The following is a 20297-nucleotide window of genomic DNA, read 5'->3' on the forward strand; positions in this document are numbered from 1 at the left end:
GCACGATCAGGCCGCAGGAGGCCGTCGAGCGGGCCCTGTCGCTGTCGCGCGCCGACGACTGCGTCGTCATCGCCGACGAGGCGAGCACCGCCAACCTGCGGTGGGCGGGCAACACCCTCACCACCAACGGCGTGACCCGCTCCAGCCGCCTCACCGTCATCGCGCTGCGCGACACGGCGGACGGCGTGGCGGCGGGCGTGGTGTCGCGGTCGGCCGTCGACGCCGACGGCATCGAGGAGCTGGTGCGCGCCGCCGAGGCCGACGCCGCGGGCAACGAGGCCGCCGAGGACGCCCGGCCGCTGGTCGCCGAGGGGCCGCCCGCCGGTGCCGCCGGTTGGGACGACGAACCCGCCGAGACCGGGATCGGGGTGTTCGAGGGCTTCGCTCCCGCGCTGGGCGAGGCGTTCGCCGCCGCGCAGGCCGGCGACCGGCGCCTGTACGGGTTCGCCAACCACGTCCTCACCTCGACGTTCCTCGGCTCCTCGGCGGGGCTGCGGCTGCGGCACGACCAGCCCACCGGGCTGCTGGAGCTGAACGCCAAGGGCGCGGGCGGCTCGGCGTGGGCGGGCGTCGGCACCCGCGACTTCACCGACGTCGACGTCCCCGCCCTCACCGGCGACCTCGCCCGGCGGCTGGAGTGGGGCGAGCGGCGCGTGGACCTGCCGGCCGGCCGGTACGAGACGATCCTGCCGCCGTCCGCCGTCGCCGACCTGATGATCTACCTGTACTGGTCGGCGGGCGCCCAGGACGCGCAGGACGGCCGTACGGTGTTCAGCGCCCCCGGCGGCGGCACCCGCGTCGGGGAGCGGCTCGCGGACCTGCCGATCACCCTGTCCAGCGACCCGGCCGCCCCGGGCATGCAGTGCGCCCCGTTCGTCGTCGCGCACGCCTCCAGCCGCGAGGCGTCGGTGTTCGACAACGGCCTCGCGCTCGGCGCCACCGACTGGATCAGCGACGGGACCCTCACGTCCCTGGCCCAGACCCGGCACTCCGCCGAGCGCACCGGGCTGCCGCTCACCCCCGCCGTCGACAACCTGGCGATGCGGGGGCCGGACGGCGGCGCGACCCTGGAGGAGATGGTCGCCCGCACCGAGCGCGGTCTGCTGCTGACGTGCCTGTGGTACATCCGGGAGGTCGACCCGCAGAGCCTGCTGCTGACCGGCCTCACCCGCGACGGCGTCTACCTCGTCGAGGACGGCGAGGTCGTCGGGGCGGTGAACAACTTCCGGTTCAACGAGAGCCCCGTCGACCTGCTGTCGCGGATCTCCGAGGTCGGCGAGACCGGGCCGACACTGCCGCGCGAGTGGTCGGACTACTTCACCCGCACCGCCATGCCGGCGGTCCGGGTGCCCGACTTCCACATGTCGACGGTGAGCCAGGCCACCTGAGCCGTCACGGGCCGGGGACGGCGGGAGGGCGCCGGGGGCCCGGGACCGGGCCCGCCCGCGCGGACCCGCCGTCCCCGGCCCCGCGCGGTCAGGCGTCCTCCAGGCGGAAGCCGACCTTCATGGTGACCTGGAAGTGGCCCACCTCGCCGTCCTCGATGTGGCCGCGGACCTCGGTCACCTCGAACCAGTCCAGGTGCCGCAGGGTCTGCGAGGCCCGCCGGACGCCGTTGCGTATCGCGGCGTCGACGGACTCCGGCGACGTCCCCACGATCTCGGTCACGCGGTACGTGCGATCGGTCATCGACTCCTCCAGATGTTTTGCCCAGTGCCGCCGGTGCAGGTCGGACTCCATGGGCTTACCGTGGAATGGTGAAGGTCAATCCCCGCCACCACCGCGAGCCGGCGGTCTACACGGTCACCGACGCTCCCCGCCCCATGTCGGAGGACATCGGGCACCGCCAGCGGCGTTACCTGATCTCCATGGGCGTCCGCACGATCTGCTTCGTGGGGGCGGTGGTGGCCGCCGTGGCGGGCGCGCCGTGGTGGCTCGCGCTGCTCATGGTGGTCGGCGCCGCGCTGCTCCCCTACGTCGCGGTGATCTTCGCCAACGGGGGGCGCGAACCGACCGCCCCGGCGGCCTTCGACGACCGCCTCCGCAAGGAACAGAAGCCGGTTTCCGGACAGCGTCCGGAAATCCGGTCGTGACATTCTCTTGACTAACCGCGGGGGGTTTCGGTGTACGATTTGTACCGGCGCTCTGGTCCCCCGTCGGGGCGCCCGTGCCGGTGTTCCGGGCCCCCGTCGGAACACCGATGATGCGGCGCCGGGTGGATTGCCCCCGTATCCACCCGGCGCCGCTTTTCTCTCTCCGGGGTTCCCGCTGAAACTTCGCGGGCGCGCAGATGACCTTCTTCGCACCTTCACTTGACCGCCCGCTCGGGCCGACGCACATTTGCGCGATTACGCAAGCCTTCCGCGCTGTCCTGCTCCGGCCATGAACCGGAACCCCGTCCTCGCGAACCCCGCGCACCGGTATCCGCAGGGAGCGGGGCGTTCCCGCGCGGGCACCCTCCGTCAGGAGGGGCCGGCGGCGGACCGATCCTTCCCGGCGCCCGCCGCGTACTGCTGAGCGGCACCACCGTCCCCGCGCCCCAGGGGAGGTCCCGTGGACCCGGACTCCGGCCGGACGACCGCCGCGGCGCGGAAGGCCGCGCTCCGCAGGGCGAGGCGCCCGGCCAGCCGTCCTGACCGGCGCGCCCCCGTCCCGGGCCTCCCGCCCCCCTTGACGGCGACGGCCGATGAGACGAACATCACAGCTGCTTCACCTGAGACATATCGACCATGTGTCTCAGAACGCGGGCCGTCCACCCACGGCGCGACGCGGCCCGCGGCCCCGCCCGGGAAACGGAGATCGGCCATGAGCGCATTCGACGACGTGCCCGAGTGGGCGCCCCGGAACCCGCCGGAGCCGGGCGGCCCCGAGTCCCCCTACACCTTCCTCGGCGCCTCGCACCCGGCCGGGCTCCCGCCCCGCGGCGCGGCGGGCGGGCCCGAGAGCGAGCCCTTCGACGCCTTCAGCAGACCCGGCCGCACGCCCCGTCCCCCGGGCCCGGCGCACGCCGCCGCCAAGCAGCCGCGGGGGCCGTGGGCCCTCGGCGGAGGCCGCCCGCCGCGGCGGGTCGGCGGCGTCCTGCTCGGGCCGCTGGCGGGCGCGGTCGGCCTGGTGCTGCTCACCGGGTTCGGCGCGTACGCGATCGCCTCGGCGGGCGAGGGCTGCGCCGGCGGCGGCGCGGTGACGCTCGACGTGGCCGCGGCGCCGGACGTCGCGCCCGCGGTCGCGCGGGCGGCGGGGCGCTTCAACGACGCGGGGCACGAGGTGGACGGGCGGTGCGCCCGCGCGCGGGTGCGCGCCGCCGACCCCGCCGCGGTGGCGACGCTGCTGTCCGGCAAGGGCGTGGCCGGCGTCGCCCGCAGGCCGGACGTCTGGATCCCCGACTCCTCGCTGTGGACCAAGCTCGCCGGCGGCTCCGGGGCGGCCCCGGCCGCGGACGCCTCGGGGCGGCCCGACGGGATCGCCTCGACCCCGATCGTCCCCGCGGTCCCGCGCGGGCTTGCGACGCAGCTGCGCAACCTCGGCGCCCCGGAGCGGCCGTCCTGGAAGGACCTGCTCGCCGCGGCCGGGACGGCCTCCGGCGCCGAGCCTGACCCCGCCGGGGGCCGCACCGGGGTGCTACCGCCGCGGCTGTTCCGACTCCAGGTCCCCGATCCGTCCCGGAGCGCGACCGGCATGGGCTCGCTGATCCTGGCCGGTGCGCTGCTGGGGGACGCCCCCGGCGGCGAGGCGTCGTTCACCGGTGTGGTCCGCACGATCCGGGAGGGCGTCGCCGTCTCCGTGGACGCCGAGTTCGCCGCGTTCGCCTCGTCCGCCTCGTCCGGCCAGGGCGAGGCCGACCGTTACCCGGTCGCGATGGCGCCCGAGCAGGCGGTGTTCGCCTACAACGCGCGGCGTCCGGCCGAGCCGGCGGTCGCGCTGTATCCGGCGGAGGGGACGATCTACCTCGACTACCCGGTCACCGTCCTGGCGGAGGACCGGGCCAGGGCGGGCGCGGCGCGGTTACTGCGGACGGCGCTCGCGGACAGGGCGACCCGGGACGACCTCCGGCGGCTGGGCTTCCGGGCGCCCGGCGGAGCCGCGCCCGCGTCGTTCTCGCCGCGGACCGGCCTGGACCCGCGCCCCCCGCGGGCGCTCCCCGAGACGCCCGCCGCGGACGTGCGGCGCACCATGCAGTCGTGGGCGCAGCTGTCGCTGAGCATCCGGATGCTCAGCATCATCGACGTGTCGGGGTCCATGGACGAGCGGGTCGCGCCGGGCGTGACGCGGCTGCAGTCCACGGTGCGCACGGCCCAGGGCGGACTCGCGCTGCTGCCGGACGACAGCGAGCTCGGCCAGTGGATCTTCTCCACGGACCTGCGGGGCGACCGGGACTGGCGGGAGCTGGTCGGCGTGGGACCGCTCAACGAGCGGCTGGGGTCGGCGACCCGGCGGCAGCTCGTGCTGAGCGCGTTCGCGCGGATCCGGGTGAAGCCGCACGGCGACACCGGCCTGTACGACACGGTCATGGCGGCGTTCGACTACATGAAGCGGACCTACAAGCCGGAGTACGTGAACTCGGTCCTGCTGTGGACGGACGGGAGGAACGAGGACCCGCACGGCCCGTCCCTGGAGGAGACCCTCGACCACATGCGGCGCGAGTACGACCCGGAGCGCCCCGTCCAGGTCAACATGCTGGGCTACGGGTCGGACGTGGACGTCAACGAGCTGCGGCGGATCGCGCAGGTGACGCACGGCGACGCCTACGTGGCCGAGACGCCCGGGCAGATCCAGGCGATCTTCCTCGAGGCCGTCTCGCGCCGGGTCTGCGAACCCGGCTGCTGACCCGCCCCGGCGGCCGACCCCTCTCGTATTTGATTCTAGAACTGGATTCGAGATAACTTAGCGTTCTGTTAGTAACGCTGGCGAGAGGGGCACGGCGTGCGCCGCACCGTTTTCAACGAGGACCACGAGGCCTTCCGGGACACGATCCGGGCGTTCATCGAGGCCGAGGTGGTCCCGGTCTACGAGGAGTGGGAGAACGCCGGCCACCCGCCGCGCGACTTCTACACCAAGCTCGGCGAGCTGGGCGTGTTCGGCATCCAGGTGCCCGAGGAGTACGGCGGCGCGGGCGAGACGAGCTTCAAGTACCAGGCCGTGGTGTCCGAGGAGTGCGCCCGCGCCGGGGTGAGCTTCGGCGGCTACGGCGTGCACGTCAACCTCGTCCTGCCGTACCTGCTGAAGTACGGGTCGCAGGAGCAGAAGAAGCGCTGGCTGCCGCCGTTCGTGTCCGGCGAGATGATGACGGCGATCGCGATGACCGAGCCCGGCACCGGCTCCGACCTCGCGGGCATGCAGACCACGGCGAAGCTGGACGGCGACCACTACGTCCTGAACGGCGCCAAGACGTTCATCACCGGCGGCGTCCTCGCCGACCGGGTGCTCGTCGTCGCGCGGACGTCCCCGGCGACGCCGGAGAACCGCCGGGCGGGCCTGTCGATCCTCGCCGTGGACACCCGGAGCGAGGGCTACGCGGTCGGCCGCAAGCTGGAGAAGATCGGGCTGCGCAGCTCCGACACCGCCGAACTGTCGTTCACCGACGTCCGGGTGCCCGTGGAGGACCTGCTCGGCGAGGAGGGCCGCGGGTTCGAGTACCTGACGCACAACCTCGCCGAGGAGCGCCTCGGCATCGCGACCAGTTCCTACGCGTCGGCGGCCGCCGCCGTGGAGTTCGCCCGCAGGTACGTCCAGGAGCGCACCGTCTTCGGCAAGACCGTGTCGTCGTTCCAGAACACCAAGTTCGTGCTGGCCGAGTGCGCCACCGAGGTCGAGGCGGCCCGCTCGCTCGTCGACCGCTGCATCGAGGCGCTGGACGCCGGAGAGCTCACCCCCGCCGACGCCGCCGTCTGCAAGCTGTTCTGCACCGAGGTGCAGGCCCGCGTCGTCGACAAGTGCCTCCAGCTGCACGGCGGCTACGGCTACATCCTGGAGTACCCGATCGCGCGCCTGTACGCCGACGCCCGGGTCGCCCGGATCTACGGCGGCACCAGCGAGGTGCTCAAGACCATCATCGCCAAGGACATCCAGGTCTGACGGAAGGGCTGCGCACATGACCGACACCCGGGTGGCCATCGTCACCGGCGCCGCGCGCGGCATCGGCGCCGCCACCGCCGTCCGCCTCGCCAGGGAGGGCTTCGCCGTCGCGGTCTGCGACCTCGACGAGGCCGCCTGCGCCGGCACGGTCGAGACGATCACCAAGGACGGCGGCACCGCGCTCGCCGTCGGCGTGGACGTCGCCGACACCGCGCGGGCGAACGCCGCCGTCGCGCGCGTCGCCGCCGAGCTCGGCCCGCCCGTCGTCCTGGTGAACAACGCCGGCATCACCCGCGACAACCTCCTGTTCAAGATGTCCGACGACGACTGGGACTCGGTCCTGTCGGTGCACCTGCGCGGCTCGTTCGTGATGACCCGCGCGGCGCAGGAGCACATGACGAAGGCCGGATGGGGCCGGATCGTGAACCTGTCGTCGGTGTCGGCCCTCGGCAACCGCGGCCAGGTCAACTACTCGGCGGCCAAGGCGGGCCTGCAGGGGTTCACCAAGACGCTGGCGATCGAGCTGGGCAGGTTCGGGGTGACGGCCAACGCGATCGCGCCGGGGTTCATCGCCACCGAGATGACCGCCGCGACCGCCGCCCGCGTCGGCGTCGACTTCGAGGACTTCAAGGCCGCCGCCGCCAAGGAGATCCCGGTCCGGCGCGTCGGCGTCCCCGAGGACATCGCCGGGACCGTCGCGTTCCTGGTCGGCGACGACGCGTCGTTCGTGTCCGGGCAGGTCATCTATGTGGCCGGTGGTCCCCGCGCGTGACGGGGCGGCCCGGGTGCGCGACCGGGACGGGACGGAGGAGTCGCTGCGCGCGGCGGCGGTCGCGCTGCTGCGGCGCGGCGGCGTCCTCGCCGGGCTGAACCTGCGCCAGGTCGCCGACGAGGCGGGGGTCAACCGCGGGCTGGTCTACCAGTACTTCGGGTCGCGGCGGGCGCTGCTGCGCTCGGCGCTGTTCCACCGGTCGCGCCCGAACGCCGAGGACGCCGTGGACGCGGCCGGGCTGCCGCTGCGCGAGCGGCTGGCGCGGCTGTTCTGGACGAGCCTGCGCGACCCCGAGCCGGTCCGGCTGGCGACGCTGCTGGTGCTGGACGGCGACGACCGGCCCCGGGTCCTGCTCAACCGGGGCGCGGGCCGGGAGGACCTCGCGGCGGAGGCGGAGCGCGGCGACCTGCCGGTCGAGGACGTGGCCGCCGTGCAGGCCGCCATCGCCTCCACCGTCTACGGGTACACGCTGCTGCGCGAGCACCTGGCACGGGAGATCGGCGTGCCCGCCGAGGAACTCGACGAGCGCATGGCCCGCTGCGTGGAGGCCATGTTCGTGCGCCGCCCCGGCTAGCGGGGGCGGGCCTCGGCGAGCCGTTCCGCGAGGACGGCCGGGGCCTCGACCAGGGACGGGCCGTACCAGGTGAGGAGCCGGCCGCTGACGAGCGCGGCGTCGAGCCCGGGGAAGGACTCCGGGCCGTCGTCCTCGGTGAAGCGGTACGGCTCGTCCGGCAGGACCACCAGGTCCGCGCCGGCCGCGTTCAGCTCGTCCAGCGGGATCTTCGGGTAGCGCTCGGGATGCCCGGCGTAGACGTTGGACACGCCGAGGCGGGCCAGGACGTCGCCGGTGAAGGTGTCGCGCCCGACGACCATCCACGGCCGCCGCCAGATCGGGATCACCGCCGCCCGGGGCTCGCCGGGCGCGACGCCGGCCCAGACGCGGGACGCCTCCTCCAGCCAGCCGGGCGCCGGCACCCGGCACGCCTCGGTGAGCATGCGCCGCAGCGACGCCAGCGCCTCCTCGACCGTGCGGATCCGCGTCATCCACACCGGCACGCCGGCCGCGCGCAGCGCCTCGACGTCGGCGGGCCGGTTCTCCTCGGTGTTGCCGACGACGACGTCGGGCCGCAGCCCGATGATCCGCTCCAGGTCGGGGTTCTTGGTGCCCCGCACGCGCGGCACGTCCAGGCCCTCGGGGTGGGTGCACCAGTCGGTGGCGCCGGCGAGCAGCCCCGGCGCGGTCGCCGCGACCGTCTCGGTCAGGGACGGGACGATCGACACGACTCGGCGCACCCGGTCCGGGACACCGGCCGGGGCGCCGGTGTCGTCGTGGACGGCCATCGGCGGGGCGCCTCAGACGTTGCGGCGGTACTGGCCGCCGACCTCGAAGAACGCGTCGGTGATCTGCTGGAGGCTGCACACGCGCGCCGCGTCCATCAGCACCGCGAACACGTTCTCGCCGGACCGGGCCGCGTCCTTGAGCGCGGCGAGGGCGGCCCGCGCCCCGTCCCGGTGCGCCTCCTGGTAGCCGTGGACGCGGTCGAGCTGGGAGCGCTTCTCGCCCTCGGTGGCGCGGGCGAGCTCGATCGTCTTCGGGGTCCCGTCGCCGGCCTCGGGGCCGCGGAACGTGTTGACGCCGATGATCGGCAGCGAGCCGTCGTGCTTGCGCTGCTCGTACAGCATCGACTCGTCCTGGATGCGGCCGCGCTGGTAGCCGGTCTCCATCGCGCCGAGGACGCCGCCGCGCTCGCTGATGCGGTCGAACTCGGCCAGCACCGCCTCCTCGACCAGATCGGTCAGCTCGTCGATGACGAACGACCCCTGCAGCGGGTTCTCGTTCATCGCCAGCCCCCACTCGCGGTTGATGATGAGCTGGATCGCCAGGGCCCGCCGCACCGACTCGGCCGTCGGCGTGGTGACCGCCTCGTCGTAGGCGTTGGTGTGCAGGCTGTTGCAGTTGTCGTAGATCGCGATGAGCGCCTGCAGCGTCGTGCGGATGTCGTTGAAGTGCATCTCCTGCGCGTGCAGGGAGCGCCCGGACGTCTGCACGTGGTACTTGAGCTTCTGGCTGCGCTCGTTCGCGCCGTACCGGTCGCGCATGGCCACGGCCCAGATGCGGCGGGCCACCCGTCCGAGCACGTTGTACTCGGGGTCCATGCCGTTGGAGAAGAAGAACGACAGGTTGGGCGCGAAGTCGTCGATGTCCATGCCCCGCGCCAGGTAGGACTCGACGTAGGTGAAGCCGTTGGCGAGGGTGAACGCGAGCTGGCTGATGGGGTTCGCCCCGGCCTCGGCGATGTGGTAGCCGGAGATCGACACCGAGTAGAAGTTGCGGACCTTGTTGGCGATGAACCACTCCTGGATGTCGCCCATCATCCGCAGGGAGAACTCGGTGGAGAAGATGCAGGTGTTCTGCCCCTGGTCCTCCTTGAGGATGTCGGCCTGCACGGTGCCGCGCACGGTGGACAGCACGCGCGCGCGGATCTGCGCGGCCTCCTCCTCGGACGGCTCGCGGCCGTTCTCCTCGTAGAAGGCGTCCAGCCCCTGGTCGATGGCCGTGTTGAGGAAGAACGCCAGGATCGTCGGCGCGGGACCGTTGATGGTCATCGACACCGACGTGGTCGGGGACGACAGGTCGAACCCGTCGTAGAGCGCCTTCATGTCGTCCAGCGTGGCGATCGAGACACCGGACGTGCCGACCTTGCCGTACACGTCGGGGCGCTCGTCGGGGTCGCGCCCGTACAGGGTGACCGAGTCGAAAGCGGTGGACAGGCGCGTCGCGGGCTGGCCCTCCGACAGCAGCTTGAACCGGCGGTTGGTGCGGAAGGGGTCGCCCTCCCCCGCGAACATGCGGGCGGGGTCCTCGTTGTCGCGCTTGAAGGGGAACACCCCGGCGGTGAACGGGAACCGGCCGGGCAGGTTCTCGTTGCGCAGGAAGCGCAGCAGCTCGCCGTGGTCGGTGTAGCGCGGCAGCGCGACGCGGGGGATCCTGCTGCCCGACAGGGACTCGCGCGTGAGCGTGGTGCGCAGCTCCCTGTCGCGGATCTTCACGACCTGCTCGTCGCCGGAGTAGGACTCCACGACGGCGGGCCAGCCCTCGACGAGTTCGGCGTTCCCGGGCTCCACGTCCCGGCGCGCGCCCTCCAGCAGGCTCTCCACCTCGGAGGCGTCCGTCAGCTCGGCGCGCACCTCGTCCAGCCGCTGGACGCGCCGCACCGCCTCCATCTGCCGCAACGTGTCGGCGTGGTAGCCGCGGACGGTCTCGGCGATGTCGGACAGGTACCGCACGCGGTTCGGCGGGATGACGTTCGCGGCGCCGGTCGACACCTTGGTCGCGACCTCGGGCAGGGCACCGTCCTCCAGGCGCAGGCCGTGCTCGCCCAGCAGCCCGCCCAGGTGCTGGTAGAGCGCCGTGACGCCGTCGTCGTCGAACGTGGCGGCGCTCGTGCCGAACACCGGCATGTCCTCCGGCCGCTGTCCGAACGCCTCCCGGTTGCGCACGAGCTGGCGGCCGACGTCCCGCAGCGCGTCGACCGCGCCGCGCCGCTCGAACTTGTTGATCGCGACCACGTCCGCGAAGTCGAGCATGTCGATCTTCTCCAGCTGGGACGCGGCGCCGAACTCCGGCGTCATCACGTAGAGCGACACGTCCACCAGCGGCACGATCGCGGCGTCGCCCTGCCCGATGCCGGGCGTCTCCAGGATCACCAGGTCGTAGCCGGCGGCCTTGCAGGCGGTGACGATGTCCTCGGCGTTCTCCGGCAGCTCCCGCGCGCCCCGGGTGGCCAGCGAGCGGAAGAACACCCGGTCGCCGTCGAGGGAGTTCATCCTGATCCGGTCGCCGAGCAGCGCGCCGCCGCCGCGCCGCCGCGTCGGGTCCACCGCGAGCACCGCGACGCGCAGCCGGTCGCCCTGATCGACGCGCAGGCGCCGCACCAGCTCGTCGGTGAGGGAGGACTTCCCGGACCCGCCCGTCCCGGTGATGCCCAGCACCGGGACCCGCCGCCCGGCCGCGGCCTCGGCGAGCCGCGCGCGGGCGTCCGCGGGCAGGGCGCCGGCCTGGAGGCAGGTGATCGTCCGGGCGAGCGCGCGCCGGTCGCCGGCCAGCACGTCGCCGGCCGGCACGGGCTCGGCGGCCAGGTCGACGTCGCAGTCGCGGACCAGCTCGTTGATCATCCCGGGCAGGCCGAGGCGCTGCCCGTCCTCCGGGGAGAAGATCCGCACCCCCGCCCCCGACAGCCGCGCGATCTCCTCGTGCACGATGACGCCGCCGCCCCCGCCGAACACCTTCACGTGCTCGGCGCCGGCCTCCTTCAGGCTGCGCGACAGGTACTCGAAGTACTCGACATGGCCGCCCTGGTAGGAGCTGATCGCCACGCCCTGAGCGTCCTCCTCCAGGACGGCGTCGACGACCTCGCGGACGGAGCGGTCGTGGCCGAGGTGCACCACCTCGGCGCCCTGGGACTGCAGGATGCGCCGCATGATGTTGATGGCCGCGTCGTGGCCGTCGAACAGCGCCGCGGCCGTCACGAAGCGCACCGGGTGCACCGGCGAGTGCAGCTCCCCCGTCACCGTCCCCACCCCAAACCTTGGACATCCAATATTTGGAAGTTAAAGTAGTTTCCGTGCGCGACGCAGTCAAGACCGCATACGGTGGGCCGGTGCCCGACATGCCCGATCCCATCGCCGAGGCCCACCGCCAGTGGAGCGGCCGCTGGCCCGAGCACGCCGACCGCATGGCGGCCGTCACCTCCGTGATGCGGGCCCAGCAGCTCCTGCTGAGCCGGATCGAGGCCGTCCTCAAGCCCCACGGGCTGACGTTCGCCGCCTACGAGGCCCTGCGCCTGCTCGCCTTCGCCCGCACCGGGACCCTTCCCATGGGCAAGATGGGCAACCGCCTCATGGTGCACCCCGCGTCCGTGACCAACGTGATCGGCCGCCTGGAGCGGCGGGGCCTGGTCGGCCGCCGCCCCTCCCCCGACGACCGCCGCGTCGTCCTCGCCACCATCACCCCCGCGGGCCGCGACCTCGCCGAGGAGGCCACGCTCGCCCTCAACGAGTCCGGCTTCGGCATCGCCGGCCTCCCTGCCGCCGAGGCCGCCGACGTCACCACGGCCCTGCGGCGCGTCCGCCTCGCCACCGGCGATCTGGAGCGGTGACGGATCGGCCGGGCCCCCGGCCGATCCGCACATGGTCGCCGCGGCGGCTCAGCGGTCGCGGACCCAGGCGTCGACCAGGTCGGCGACCTCGGGCCGGGAGCGCGGCAGGTAGTGGGTGTCCCTGATGCGGTGGAGGGTCCGGTCGGACGCGGCGAGGGCACCGAGGATCGCGCGGGCGTCGCCGTCGTAGACGCACTCGTCCGCCGTGGCGTGCACCACCAGGGACGGGACGGTGACGCGCGCCAGGTGCGGGGCGGCGGTGCACTGCGAGGTGCGCAGGCTCCACATCGACAGCCAGGACCGCAGCGTGCACAGCGAGCCGATGCCGAACACGCCGTAGTTGGCCCTGGCGGGGTCGCCGAGGTAACAGCGGTTGGGCTCCCGGTCGGACGGTTCGATGGCGGGGTCGATCATGCGCAGGTCGGCCCAGGTCCGGTGCACGGTGAACAGGGCGTCGCGGGCGCGCGTTCCCTTCAGGGCGTCCAGGCGGGCGAGGACCCGGTCGGTGATTCGCTCGTTGCGGGCGCGCTGGGCGGCGCGGTAGCGGGACTGGAACTCCGCGCTGAACGGGGGCCCGTTGCCGGGGTCGAAGGGGTCGAGGGACGGGTCGGCCGAGAGCGGGTCGGTCTCGTCGGCGACCGAGGGGTCCATCCAGGCGGTGAGGACCTCGGGGCGGCCGGAGTGGGCGGCGAGCGCGACGAACAGGTCCCCGGCGGGCAGGTCCTCGATGGCGGCGACCGGGCGCATCCCGGCGACCGGCGTGACATTGGGGTCGACGGCCTGCGACTGGTAGGCGGCCATCAGCGAGCCGCCGCCGGAGTTGCCGAGCAGGACGATCCGCTCGGCGCCCGCCCGCTCGCGGAGCCAGCGCACGCCCACGCCGATCTCGGCGAGGGCGTGGTCGAGCAGGAAGTACGCCTCGTTGCCGCGGAAGCGGGTGTTCCAGCCGAGGAAGCCGTACCCGCGGGCCGCTAGGTGCTCGGCGAGGTAGTGCTCGGAGAAGTCGACGTTGTAGTGGGTCGCGATGAACGCGGTCCTCGGGGCGGCCCCGGCCGGGCGGTGGTAGATCCCCTGGCACGGGTGGCCGCCCGCGCCGGCCCGGCCGGCCAGGGGCGACGGCAGCCCCACGAACTCCCTGACGATCTCGCCCATCCGGCGCCTCCCGGCTCGATACCGAATCGAGTTCTGATCGTAGGGGGATATGGACGCGGCACGGCCACCCACCGCCTGGACGTGCCCGTCCATCCCATATGCTGCGGATCACATCCGTTGTGTCGCAAGGAGGCGTGATGGCGGATTCGCCGACGATGACGTACGGCGGCTATCTGAGGCTCGACGACCTGCTGTCGTGCCAGGAGCCGAAGACGCGTGCGCACGACGAGCTGCTCTTCGTGATCATCCATCAGGTCTACGAGCTGTGGTTCAAGCAGATCCTGCACGAGGCCGCGCTGCTGCAGAGCCGGATGGAGGAGGGCAACAGCGGCGGGTCGCTGCACACCGCCCGCCGCATCGCCAAGATCCTCAAGACCGTCGTCGGGCAGCTGGACGTGCTGGAGACGATGACGCCCCGGCAGTTCGCCTCGTTCCGCGACGCGCTCGGCAACTCCAGCGGCTTCCAGAGCGAGCAGTTCCGCGAGATCGAGGCCGTCCTCGGGCGGCGCTCCTTCCCCGCCTCCGACCTGCGCGGCGACGAGCGCCTCCGGGCGGCCGTGTCCCGCCCGTCGGTGTTCGACTCGCTGCTGCGCTACCTCGCCGGGCGCGGCCACCCCGTCCCGCGCGAGGCGCTGGAGCGTGACTTCTCCCTGCCGTGGGAGCCCGACCCCGGGGTGCAGAAGGTCCTGCTCGCCGTCTACGCGGACGAGTCCGGGCCCGCCGCCGAGGTCTGCGAGGCGCTCGTCGACGTGGACGAGGGCATCCAGGAGTGGCGCTACCGGCATCTGAAGATGGTCGAGCGCACGATCGGCGCGAAGATCGGCACGGGCGGCTCGGCCGGCGCCGACTACCTGCGCAGCACCCTGTTCGCCCCCGCCTTCCCCGACCTGTGGGAGGTCCGCTCCCAGACCGAGGAGGTCCCCGTCCATGGCGGCTGAGGGCGGCGAGCGGGTCGCGATCGTCGGCGCGGGCCTGGCGGGCTGCCTGCTCGCGGTGCTGCTCGGACGCCGCGGCATCGCGGTGACGGTGTACGAGCGGCGGCCCGACCCGCGCGTCGCGGGCGCCGAGCGGGGCCGCTCGATCAACCTGGCGGTCTCGGCTCGCGGCCTGGCCGCGCTGGAGCAGGTCGGCCTGCGCGACCAGTCGCTCAAGCAGGCGCTGCCCATGCACGGGCGGATGGTGCATCCCCTGGCGGGCGCGCAGAACTTCCAGCCCTACAGCGCCGGCGGCGAGCGCGCCATCAACTCCATCAGCCGCGCCGAGCTGAACCGGTCGCTGCTCGACACCGCCGAGAGCACGCCGGGGGTCACGCTGCGGTTCTCCCAGCGCGTCACCGGCGTGGACGTCGAGGCCGGCGCCCTCCTGCTGGAGGACGCGGACCCCGAACCCGCCGACGTCGTCCTGGCCGGGGACGGCGCCTACAGCGCGGTCCGCCGGTCGCTGCGCCTGGACGAGGACGCCGACTTCCTGGAGCACGGCTACAAGGAGCTGACCGTCCCGCCGAGGGACGGCGGTTTCGCGCTCGACCCGGACGCGCTGCACATCTGGCCGCGCGGCACCTCGATGATGATCGCGCTGCCGAACCTGGACCGCTCGTTCACCTGCACGCTGTTCTGGCCGAAGCAGGACTTCGCCGCCCTCGACACCCCGGAGAAGGTCACCGCCTACTTCGAGCGGCACTATCCCGACGTGGCGGGCCTCATGCCGGACCTCACCGGCGACTACGAGCGCAACCCGGTCGGGTCGCTGGTGACCGTCCGGTGCTGGCCGTGGACGCGGTACGGCCGCGGCGCCCTGGTGGCGCTGCTGGGCGACGCCGCGCACGCGATCGTGCCCTTCTTCGGGCAGGGCGCGAACTGCGCCTTCGAGGACTGCATCGAGATCGACCGGTGCCTGACCGAGACGGGCGGCGACTGGCCCCGCGCGCTGTCGCTCTACCAGGAGCGGCGCAAGGCCAACACCGACGCGATCGCCGAGATGGCGCTGGACAACTTCGTCGAGATGCGCGACCGGGTGTCCTCCCCGGTGTACCGGGCGAAGCAGGCCGCGACGCACGCGCTGGAGCGCCGCCTGGCCGGACGGTACGTCTCCCGCTACGAACTGGTGTCGTTCTCGACGATCCCCTACGCGCGGATCCCGGCGCGGATCAGACGGCAGAACCGGGTGCTAGCCGCGGCCGCCCTCGGTTCCGCGGCGGCCCTCGGCCTCGGACTGCGCGCCCTCGTCCGGCGCCGCTGACACCGGGCGGCGGCCGGCGGCCAGGTCGGCGACCGCCGCCACCAGCGCCGCCAGCACGAACCCCAGCACGACGATCAGCCCGCGCCGGAACGCGGCCGCCCACTCCCCCCCGGTGCCGGCCAGCGTGGCGAAGAACACCGCCCCGACGGCGGCGATCCCCATCGCGGTGCCGACCCGCTGGCCGGTCTGCAGGACGCCCGCCGCGCTGCCGCCCTCGGTGTAGTCCACCTCCGACAGCGTGATCGTCTGGTTCGGCGAGATGACCAGGCCGGTGCCAAGCCCGGCCAGCAGCAGCGGCGCCGCGGTCGCCCAGGCCACGCCGGCGCCGGGCCTCAGCTCGACGGCGAGCCACGCCGCGCCGAGCCCCACGAGCACCAGGCACAGGCCGGCGGCGACGAGGTGGCGGCCGAACCGGGAGACGACCCGGCCGCCGAGCGCGGACGCCACACCGGAGCCGACCGCGAAGGGGGTGATGGCGAGGCCAGCGCCGAGCGCGCTGTAGCCGAGGCCGTTCTGCAGGTAGAGGGTGAAGATGAAGAACACCGCGGTGAACCCGGCGAAGTACAGCAGCGCGATCGCCGTGCCCAGCGTGTAGGAGCGGAGGCGAAACAGCGCGAGGACGACCATCGGCGTCCGCGCCCGGCGCTCCCAGGCCGCGAAGGCCACCAGCAGCGCGGCGCCCGCGGGGATCAGCAGCCACTTCAGGGCGCCCCGCCACTGCTGCTCCTGGACGAGCGGCAGGAGCACGCACAGGACCCCCGCGCCCAGCAGCAGCACCCCGAGCGGGTCCAGGCCCTGCCGCTGCCCGTAGACGGGGGCGGGCAGCAGCCGCCACGCCAGGAACAGCGCCGCGATCCCGACCGGGATGTTGACGTAGAACACCCACCGCCAGCCCTCCGCCGACCCGGCGATCGCGATCAGCCCGCCGCCGAGCAGCGGGCCGACGGCGGTCGCGATCCCGATGACGGCCCCGAGCGCCCCGAACGCCCGCCCCCGCTCGGCCCCCCGGAACAGCTGCTGGATGAGCCCCGCGACCTGCGGGTTGAGGATGCCGCCCGCGACGCCCTGCACGAGCCGGGCGAGGACGAGCAGCAGAATCGTCGGGGCGAGGCCCGCCGCCGCGCTCGCCACCGTGAACAGGGCCAGCCCGGACATGAACACCGCCCGGCGACTGCGGGCGTCGCCGAGCCGCCCGGCCGGGACCAGCACGAGCCCGAAGGTCAGGGCGTACCCCGACAGGATCCACTGGAGCTGCGCGTCGGACGCGTGCAGCCCCGCCCGGATCGACGGCAGCGCCACGTTGACGATGCTGACGTCCAGCAGCGTCATGAACGCCGCCACAAGGCACACAGAGAGCGCCTGCCAGCGCTTGTTCATTGCCTTTTCTCCTCCTTCGGGCCGTGTTTATTGCAGTGCTCTCCTCCTTCGGGCCTGGCGGCCCTCCATCGTCGGGCACCGCGGCGATCGCTGGCATCGCTCCGGCTCGCCTTGCGGCTCGCTTCGCGATCAGATTCTTGCTTCGCTCGAATCTGCCTTCGGACGCGATCGCGGCTGTTGCGGTTGTTGCGTGGTCGCGGTGGTGGCTGAGGGCGCTGTGATGGCTAAGGTCGGCTCATGACCGACATTGAACCGGAGGACGGGGCCGAGGAGTTGCAGTGCTCCGCCAAGGGGTGCCGCGCGGACGCCGTGTGGGCGCTGCGATGGAACAACCCGAAGATCCACACGCCGGAGCGGCGGAAGATCTGGCTCGCCTGCGACGAGCACCGCCAGAGCCTGTCGGCGTTCCTTGATCGCCGCGACTTCCTGAAGGACGTGGTGCCGGTCGCCGAACGCGACGAGCCGGCCGACGGCTAGGGCCTGTCTCGAAGTGCCCGGCCACGCGCGCGAACGCGTGACCTGGCCGGTGGAGCGAGGCCGGAGGCGAGCGGAGCCGGGCAGATCGCGAAGCGATGCCGCGGTCGCCCAGGCCAGGTCACGCAGCGAGCCGCCAGGCGAGCGAAGTGGGCCGGGACTGAGAAACACAGCCGCAAGGCGAGCGAAGTGGGCCGGGACTGAGAAGCAGCCTATGCGTCGTCGAGGACCGGCTCGCCGGCCTGCTCGGGCACCTCGGCCCGCCAGCCCTCGGCCATCTCGGTCAGCCGCGCGGCGCCGTCCCGCGCGGGCACGCCGCGGCCGACCGCGAGGCCGAGCAGGTAGGCCGTCAGCGGCGCGCCGGGCCGTGCGACGTTGTGGGCGACGTCGCGGGCGAGGTCCAGGACCAGGCCCTGGTCGACGTCCCCGCGCTCCAGGCCCAGTTCGAGGCACGCCGCGTTGATCCAGTCCTCAAGGACAGCCATGGGTTCCCCCTTCGAGCATGGTCCTGGTGGTGTGCCCACTCTCCCACGATCAAAGCAGGCGCTCGGCGGCGGCCAGCTGTTCGGGAGTGTCGCAGTCGAACCACGCGGGGCGGCCGCCGGGCGGCGGCGCGACCGGGACGGGGGCCAGCGGGCCGAGCAGGCCGCGCAGGGACGCGCCGTCGTAGGCGGCCAGCGACTCCCGCAGGGCGGCCGCGCGCCAGCAGCCCGCGAGCCACTGCTCGCGGCCGTCCCCGTCCACCAGGACGGCCCCGTCCCGCTCCCCCGCCGCCTCCAGCAGCGCGGCGACGTGGGCGGGCCGCAGGAACGGCAGGTCCGCCGCCAGCAGCACCAGCCTGGCCGCGCGGACCTCGGCGAGCCCGGCGCGCAGCGCGGGCACCGGCCCGCCGCCCGGCGGGTCCTCGCGGACGACGACGGCGCCCGGCAGGACGTCGCGGCGCGGCCCCACCACGATCAGCCGGGACGCGCCGGACGCGGCCGCCGCCGACCATTCGATCAGCCGGCGTCCCCCCACGGAGGCCGCGGGCTTGTCGGCGCCGAACCGCCGGGCGCGCCCGCCCGCGAGCAGCACGGCGTCGAAGGGCGCGCCGGCGTCCACGCGGCTCAGCCGCCGATCGCCGACATGGGCCGGGCGGGCTGGAGGAACGACGGGTCGTCGATGCCGTGCCCGGCGCGCTTGGTCCGTACGGCCGCGCGCCAGCGGTCGGCCAGTTCGGCGTCGGCGGCGCCGGCGCGCATCGCGTCCCGCAGGTTGGACTCCTCGGTGGCGAACAGGCAGTTGCGGACCTGCCCGTCGGCGGTGAGCCGCACCCGGTCGCAGGCGCCGCAGAACGGCCGGGTCACCGAGCCGATCACGCCGACCGTCTCGGGGCCGCCGTCGACCAGGAACGACTCGGCGGGAGCGCTGCCCCGCTCGTGCCCGTGATCGGGCACGAGGTCGAACTCGGCGGACAGCCGGTCCAGGATCTCGTCCGCGGTGATCATGTTCTCGCGGGTCCAGCCGTGCTGGGCGTCCAGCGGCATCTGCTCGATGAACCGCAGCCGGTAGCCGTGCTCCAGGCAGTAGCGCAGCAGCGGGACGGCCTCGTGGTCGTTGACCCCGCGCATCAGCACCGTGTTGATCTTGACCGGGGCCAGCCCGGCCCGCCGCGCCGCCGCCAGCCCCTCCAGTACGTCGGCGAGCCGGTCGCGGTGCGCGAGGCGCCGGAAGGTCTCGCGGTCGAGGGTGTCGAGGGAGACGTTCACCCGGTCGAGCCCGGCCTCGGCCAGCGGCGCGGCCAGCCGGTCGAGCCCGATCCCGTTGGTGGTCAGCGAGATCTGGGGACGCGGCGCCTGCTCCGCCGTCCGCCGCACGATGCCGGCGAGCCCGCGCCGCAGCAGCGGCTCGCCGCCGGTGTAGCGGACCTCGGTGACGCCGAGGTCGCGCACGGCGAGTCCGACCAGCCGGACGACCTCGTCGTCGGTGAGCAGTTCCGGCTTCGGCAGCCAGTCCAGCCCCTCGGGCGGCATGCAGTACGAGCAGCGCAGGTTGCACCGGTCGGTGAGGGAGACCCGCAGGTCCGTCGCGGTACGGCCGAAGGTGTCGACCAGCACGGGCACCCCTTCCTGTCGCGGTCTGGATCTCCAGCCTATTGCGGCGGTTGACGATCCGATCCCCCGCGGGAGACGGTGATCTTCAGCCGAGGAGCAGGGAGGCCGGAGTGGCGACGTCGCGGGAGTGGGAGTTCGCGGGCACGCGGGGAGCCGTCAACGCCCGGATCTGGGCGGACGGCGAGCCGCGCTACGTCGCGGTGCTCGTGCACGGCTACGGCGAGCACCTCGGCCGCTACGACCACGTCGCGGACGTCCTGGTCCGGCACGGCGCCGTCGTCTGCGGTCCGGACCACGCGGGCCACGGCCGCTCGGCCGGCGACCGCGTGCTGGTCGAGGACTTCGCGGACGTCGTCGCCGACCTGCACACGGTCGTGGAGGCGGCCCGCGGCGACCACCCGGACCTGCCCGTCGTCATGATCGGCCATTCCATGGGCGGTCTGATCGCCGCCCGGTACGCCCAGCTCCACGGCGCCGGCCTCGCCGCCCTCGTGCTGTCCGGCCCGGTCCTCGGCCGCTGGCACGTCGTCGAGGAGCTGCTGCCCCTCGACGCGATGCCGGACGAGCCGATCGACACCTCCACGCTCTCGCGCGACCCGGCCGTCGGCAGGGCCTACACCGAGGACCCCCTGATCTGGCACGGCCCGTTCAAGAAGCCCACCGTCCGGGCGCTGGACGACGCCCTGCGCCGCGTCGGCGAGCACGGGTCCCTGGGCGCGCTGCCGACCTTCTACGTCCACGGCGAGGCCGACGAGCTCGTCCGCCCGCGCGACACCCGCGTCGGCATCGAGGCGATCCGCGGGGACGACCTCACCGAGCGCCTCTACCCGGGCGCCCGGCACGAGGTCTTCAACGAGACCAACCGCGACGAGGTCCTCGCCGACGTCACCGCGTTCATCGACCGCGTGCTGCCGGAGGCGCCGAAGCCCGGCTCGTGAGGCGGCGGCGCCCCGGCGGGGG

Annotated in this window: 20 protein-coding genes; 11 read left to right on the forward strand and 9 right to left on the reverse strand. The window is 73.7% G+C overall.

Annotation, left to right across the window (positions count from 1 at the left end; all coding sequences use genetic code 11):
* Positions 1 to 5: 5 nt before the first annotated feature.
* Complete coding sequence (locus tag BJY14_RS00535; RefSeq protein ID WP_179849083.1) at positions 6 to 1388, forward strand: metallopeptidase TldD-related protein; 1383 nt, start codon at positions 6 to 8, stop codon at positions 1386 to 1388.
* Between the two features lie 88 nt (positions 1389 to 1476).
* Here BJY14_RS00535 and BJY14_RS00540 read toward each other — a convergent pair whose 3' ends face one another.
* Positions 1477 to 1689: a dodecin gene (locus BJY14_RS00540; protein ID WP_179849084.1), complete on the reverse strand. Its 213-nt coding sequence runs from the start codon at positions 1687 to 1689 to the stop codon at positions 1477 to 1479.
* Between the two features lie 65 nt (positions 1690 to 1754).
* On the opposite strand from BJY14_RS00540, the gene BJY14_RS00545 reads away from it, so the two are divergent.
* Complete coding sequence (locus BJY14_RS00545) at positions 1755 to 2093, forward strand: DUF3099 domain-containing protein (protein WP_218904981.1); 339 nt, start codon at positions 1755 to 1757, stop codon at positions 2091 to 2093.
* A gap of 369 nt (positions 2094 to 2462) precedes the next feature.
* Here the strand turns inward: BJY14_RS00545 and BJY14_RS00550 are convergent, their stop codons facing one another.
* Positions 2463 to 2699, reverse strand: a complete 237-nt coding sequence (locus BJY14_RS00550; RefSeq protein ID WP_179841756.1) for a hypothetical protein — start codon at positions 2697 to 2699, stop codon at positions 2463 to 2465.
* 106 nt (positions 2700 to 2805) lie between these two features.
* Between BJY14_RS00550 and BJY14_RS00555 the strand changes: the two genes are divergently transcribed.
* The 4 genes from BJY14_RS00555 to BJY14_RS00570 all read left to right on the forward strand — a co-directional run bounded on the left by BJY14_RS00555 (position 2806) and on the right by BJY14_RS00570 (position 7418).
* Complete coding sequence (locus BJY14_RS00555; protein ID WP_179841757.1) at positions 2806 to 4824, forward strand: VWA domain-containing protein; 2019 nt, start codon at positions 2806 to 2808, stop codon at positions 4822 to 4824.
* Between the two features lie 96 nt (positions 4825 to 4920).
* Complete coding sequence (locus tag BJY14_RS00560; RefSeq protein ID WP_179841758.1) at positions 4921 to 6072, forward strand: acyl-CoA dehydrogenase family protein; 1152 nt, start codon at positions 4921 to 4923, stop codon at positions 6070 to 6072.
* Between the two features lie 16 nt (positions 6073 to 6088).
* Positions 6089 to 6844 (forward strand): 3-oxoacyl-ACP reductase FabG, encoded by a 756-nt coding sequence (fabG, locus tag BJY14_RS00565; protein WP_179841759.1) that lies wholly within the window; start codon positions 6089 to 6091, stop codon positions 6842 to 6844.
* Positions 6828 to 7418 (forward strand): TetR/AcrR family transcriptional regulator, encoded by a 591-nt coding sequence (locus BJY14_RS00570; RefSeq protein ID WP_179841760.1) that lies wholly within the window; start codon positions 6828 to 6830, stop codon positions 7416 to 7418. Before fabG ends, BJY14_RS00570 begins: the two co-directional genes overlap by 17 nt.
* Here BJY14_RS00570 and BJY14_RS00575 read toward each other — a convergent pair.
* Both BJY14_RS00575 and icmF read right to left on the reverse strand, forming a co-directional pair.
* Positions 7415 to 8185, reverse strand: a complete 771-nt coding sequence (locus BJY14_RS00575; RefSeq protein WP_179841761.1) for a helical backbone metal receptor — start codon at positions 8183 to 8185, stop codon at positions 7415 to 7417. The genes BJY14_RS00570 and BJY14_RS00575 overlap by 4 nt on opposite strands.
* 12 nt (positions 8186 to 8197) lie before the next feature.
* Positions 8198 to 11416, reverse strand: a complete 3219-nt coding sequence (gene icmF, locus BJY14_RS00580; protein ID WP_179849085.1) for a fused isobutyryl-CoA mutase/GTPase IcmF — start codon at positions 11414 to 11416, stop codon at positions 8198 to 8200.
* Positions 11417 to 11514: 98 nt separating this feature from the next.
* Here icmF and BJY14_RS00585 point away from each other — a divergent pair, with 98 nt between their 5' ends.
* Positions 11515 to 12003: a MarR family winged helix-turn-helix transcriptional regulator gene (locus tag BJY14_RS00585; protein WP_179849086.1), complete on the forward strand. Its 489-nt coding sequence runs from the start codon at positions 11515 to 11517 to the stop codon at positions 12001 to 12003.
* 48 nt (positions 12004 to 12051) lie between these two features.
* On the opposite strand, the gene BJY14_RS00590 is transcribed toward BJY14_RS00585, so the two are convergent.
* Positions 12052 to 13155, reverse strand: a complete 1104-nt coding sequence (locus tag BJY14_RS00590) for an alpha/beta hydrolase (RefSeq protein WP_179841762.1) — start codon at positions 13153 to 13155, stop codon at positions 12052 to 12054.
* Between the two features lie 137 nt (positions 13156 to 13292).
* Between BJY14_RS00590 and BJY14_RS00595 the strand changes: the two genes are divergently transcribed.
* Both BJY14_RS00595 and BJY14_RS00600 read left to right on the forward strand, forming a co-directional pair.
* The gene (locus tag BJY14_RS00595) at positions 13293 to 14093 is read left to right on the forward strand and encodes a tryptophan 2,3-dioxygenase (protein ID WP_179841763.1); all 801 of its coding nucleotides are present in this window, start codon (positions 13293 to 13295) and stop codon (positions 14091 to 14093) included.
* Entirely contained in the window at positions 14083 to 15393 is a 1311-nt protein-coding gene (locus BJY14_RS00600; RefSeq protein ID WP_179841764.1) for an FAD-dependent oxidoreductase, read from the forward strand. Before BJY14_RS00595 ends, BJY14_RS00600 begins: the two co-directional genes overlap by 11 nt.
* Here the strand turns inward: BJY14_RS00600 and BJY14_RS00605 are convergent.
* A complete protein-coding gene (locus BJY14_RS00605; protein ID WP_179841765.1) occupies positions 15322 to 16770 on the reverse strand; it encodes a DHA2 family efflux MFS transporter permease subunit in 1449 nt (482 codons plus the stop codon). The two genes, BJY14_RS00600 and BJY14_RS00605, sit on opposite strands and share 72 nt — an antisense overlap.
* Before the next feature lie 237 nt (positions 16771 to 17007).
* Between BJY14_RS00605 and BJY14_RS00610 the strand changes: the two genes are divergently transcribed.
* Positions 17008 to 17247 (forward strand): hypothetical protein, encoded by a 240-nt coding sequence (locus BJY14_RS00610; protein WP_179841766.1) that lies wholly within the window; start codon positions 17008 to 17010, stop codon positions 17245 to 17247.
* Between the two features lie 209 nt (positions 17248 to 17456).
* Here the strand turns inward: BJY14_RS00610 and BJY14_RS00615 are convergent, their stop codons facing one another.
* From BJY14_RS00615 to moaA, 3 genes are read right to left on the reverse strand one after another with little or no spacing between them, the layout of a single operon-like run.
* A complete protein-coding gene (locus BJY14_RS00615) occupies positions 17457 to 17729 on the reverse strand; it encodes a DUF6457 domain-containing protein (protein WP_179841767.1) in 273 nt (90 codons plus the stop codon).
* Positions 17730 to 17778: 49 nt separating this feature from the next.
* On the reverse strand, positions 17779 to 18345 hold the full coding sequence (mobA, locus tag BJY14_RS00620) for a molybdenum cofactor guanylyltransferase (protein ID WP_179841768.1): 567 nt from the start codon (positions 18343 to 18345) through the stop codon (positions 17779 to 17781).
* Positions 18346 to 18350: 5 nt separating this feature from the next.
* Positions 18351 to 19340: a GTP 3',8-cyclase MoaA gene (gene moaA / locus BJY14_RS00625; protein WP_312878888.1), complete on the reverse strand. Its 990-nt coding sequence runs from the start codon at positions 19338 to 19340 to the stop codon at positions 18351 to 18353.
* Between the two features lie 107 nt (positions 19341 to 19447).
* On the opposite strand from moaA, the gene BJY14_RS00630 reads away from it, so the two are divergent.
* Positions 19448 to 20275 (forward strand): alpha/beta hydrolase, encoded by an 828-nt coding sequence (locus BJY14_RS00630; RefSeq protein WP_179841770.1) that lies wholly within the window; start codon positions 19448 to 19450, stop codon positions 20273 to 20275.
* The last annotated feature ends 22 nt before the right edge of the window (positions 20276 to 20297 follow it).

The organism is Actinomadura luteofluorescens, assembly GCF_013409365.1.
GTDB classification, from domain to species: Bacteria; Actinomycetota; Actinomycetes; order Streptosporangiales; family Streptosporangiaceae; genus Spirillospora; species Spirillospora luteofluorescens.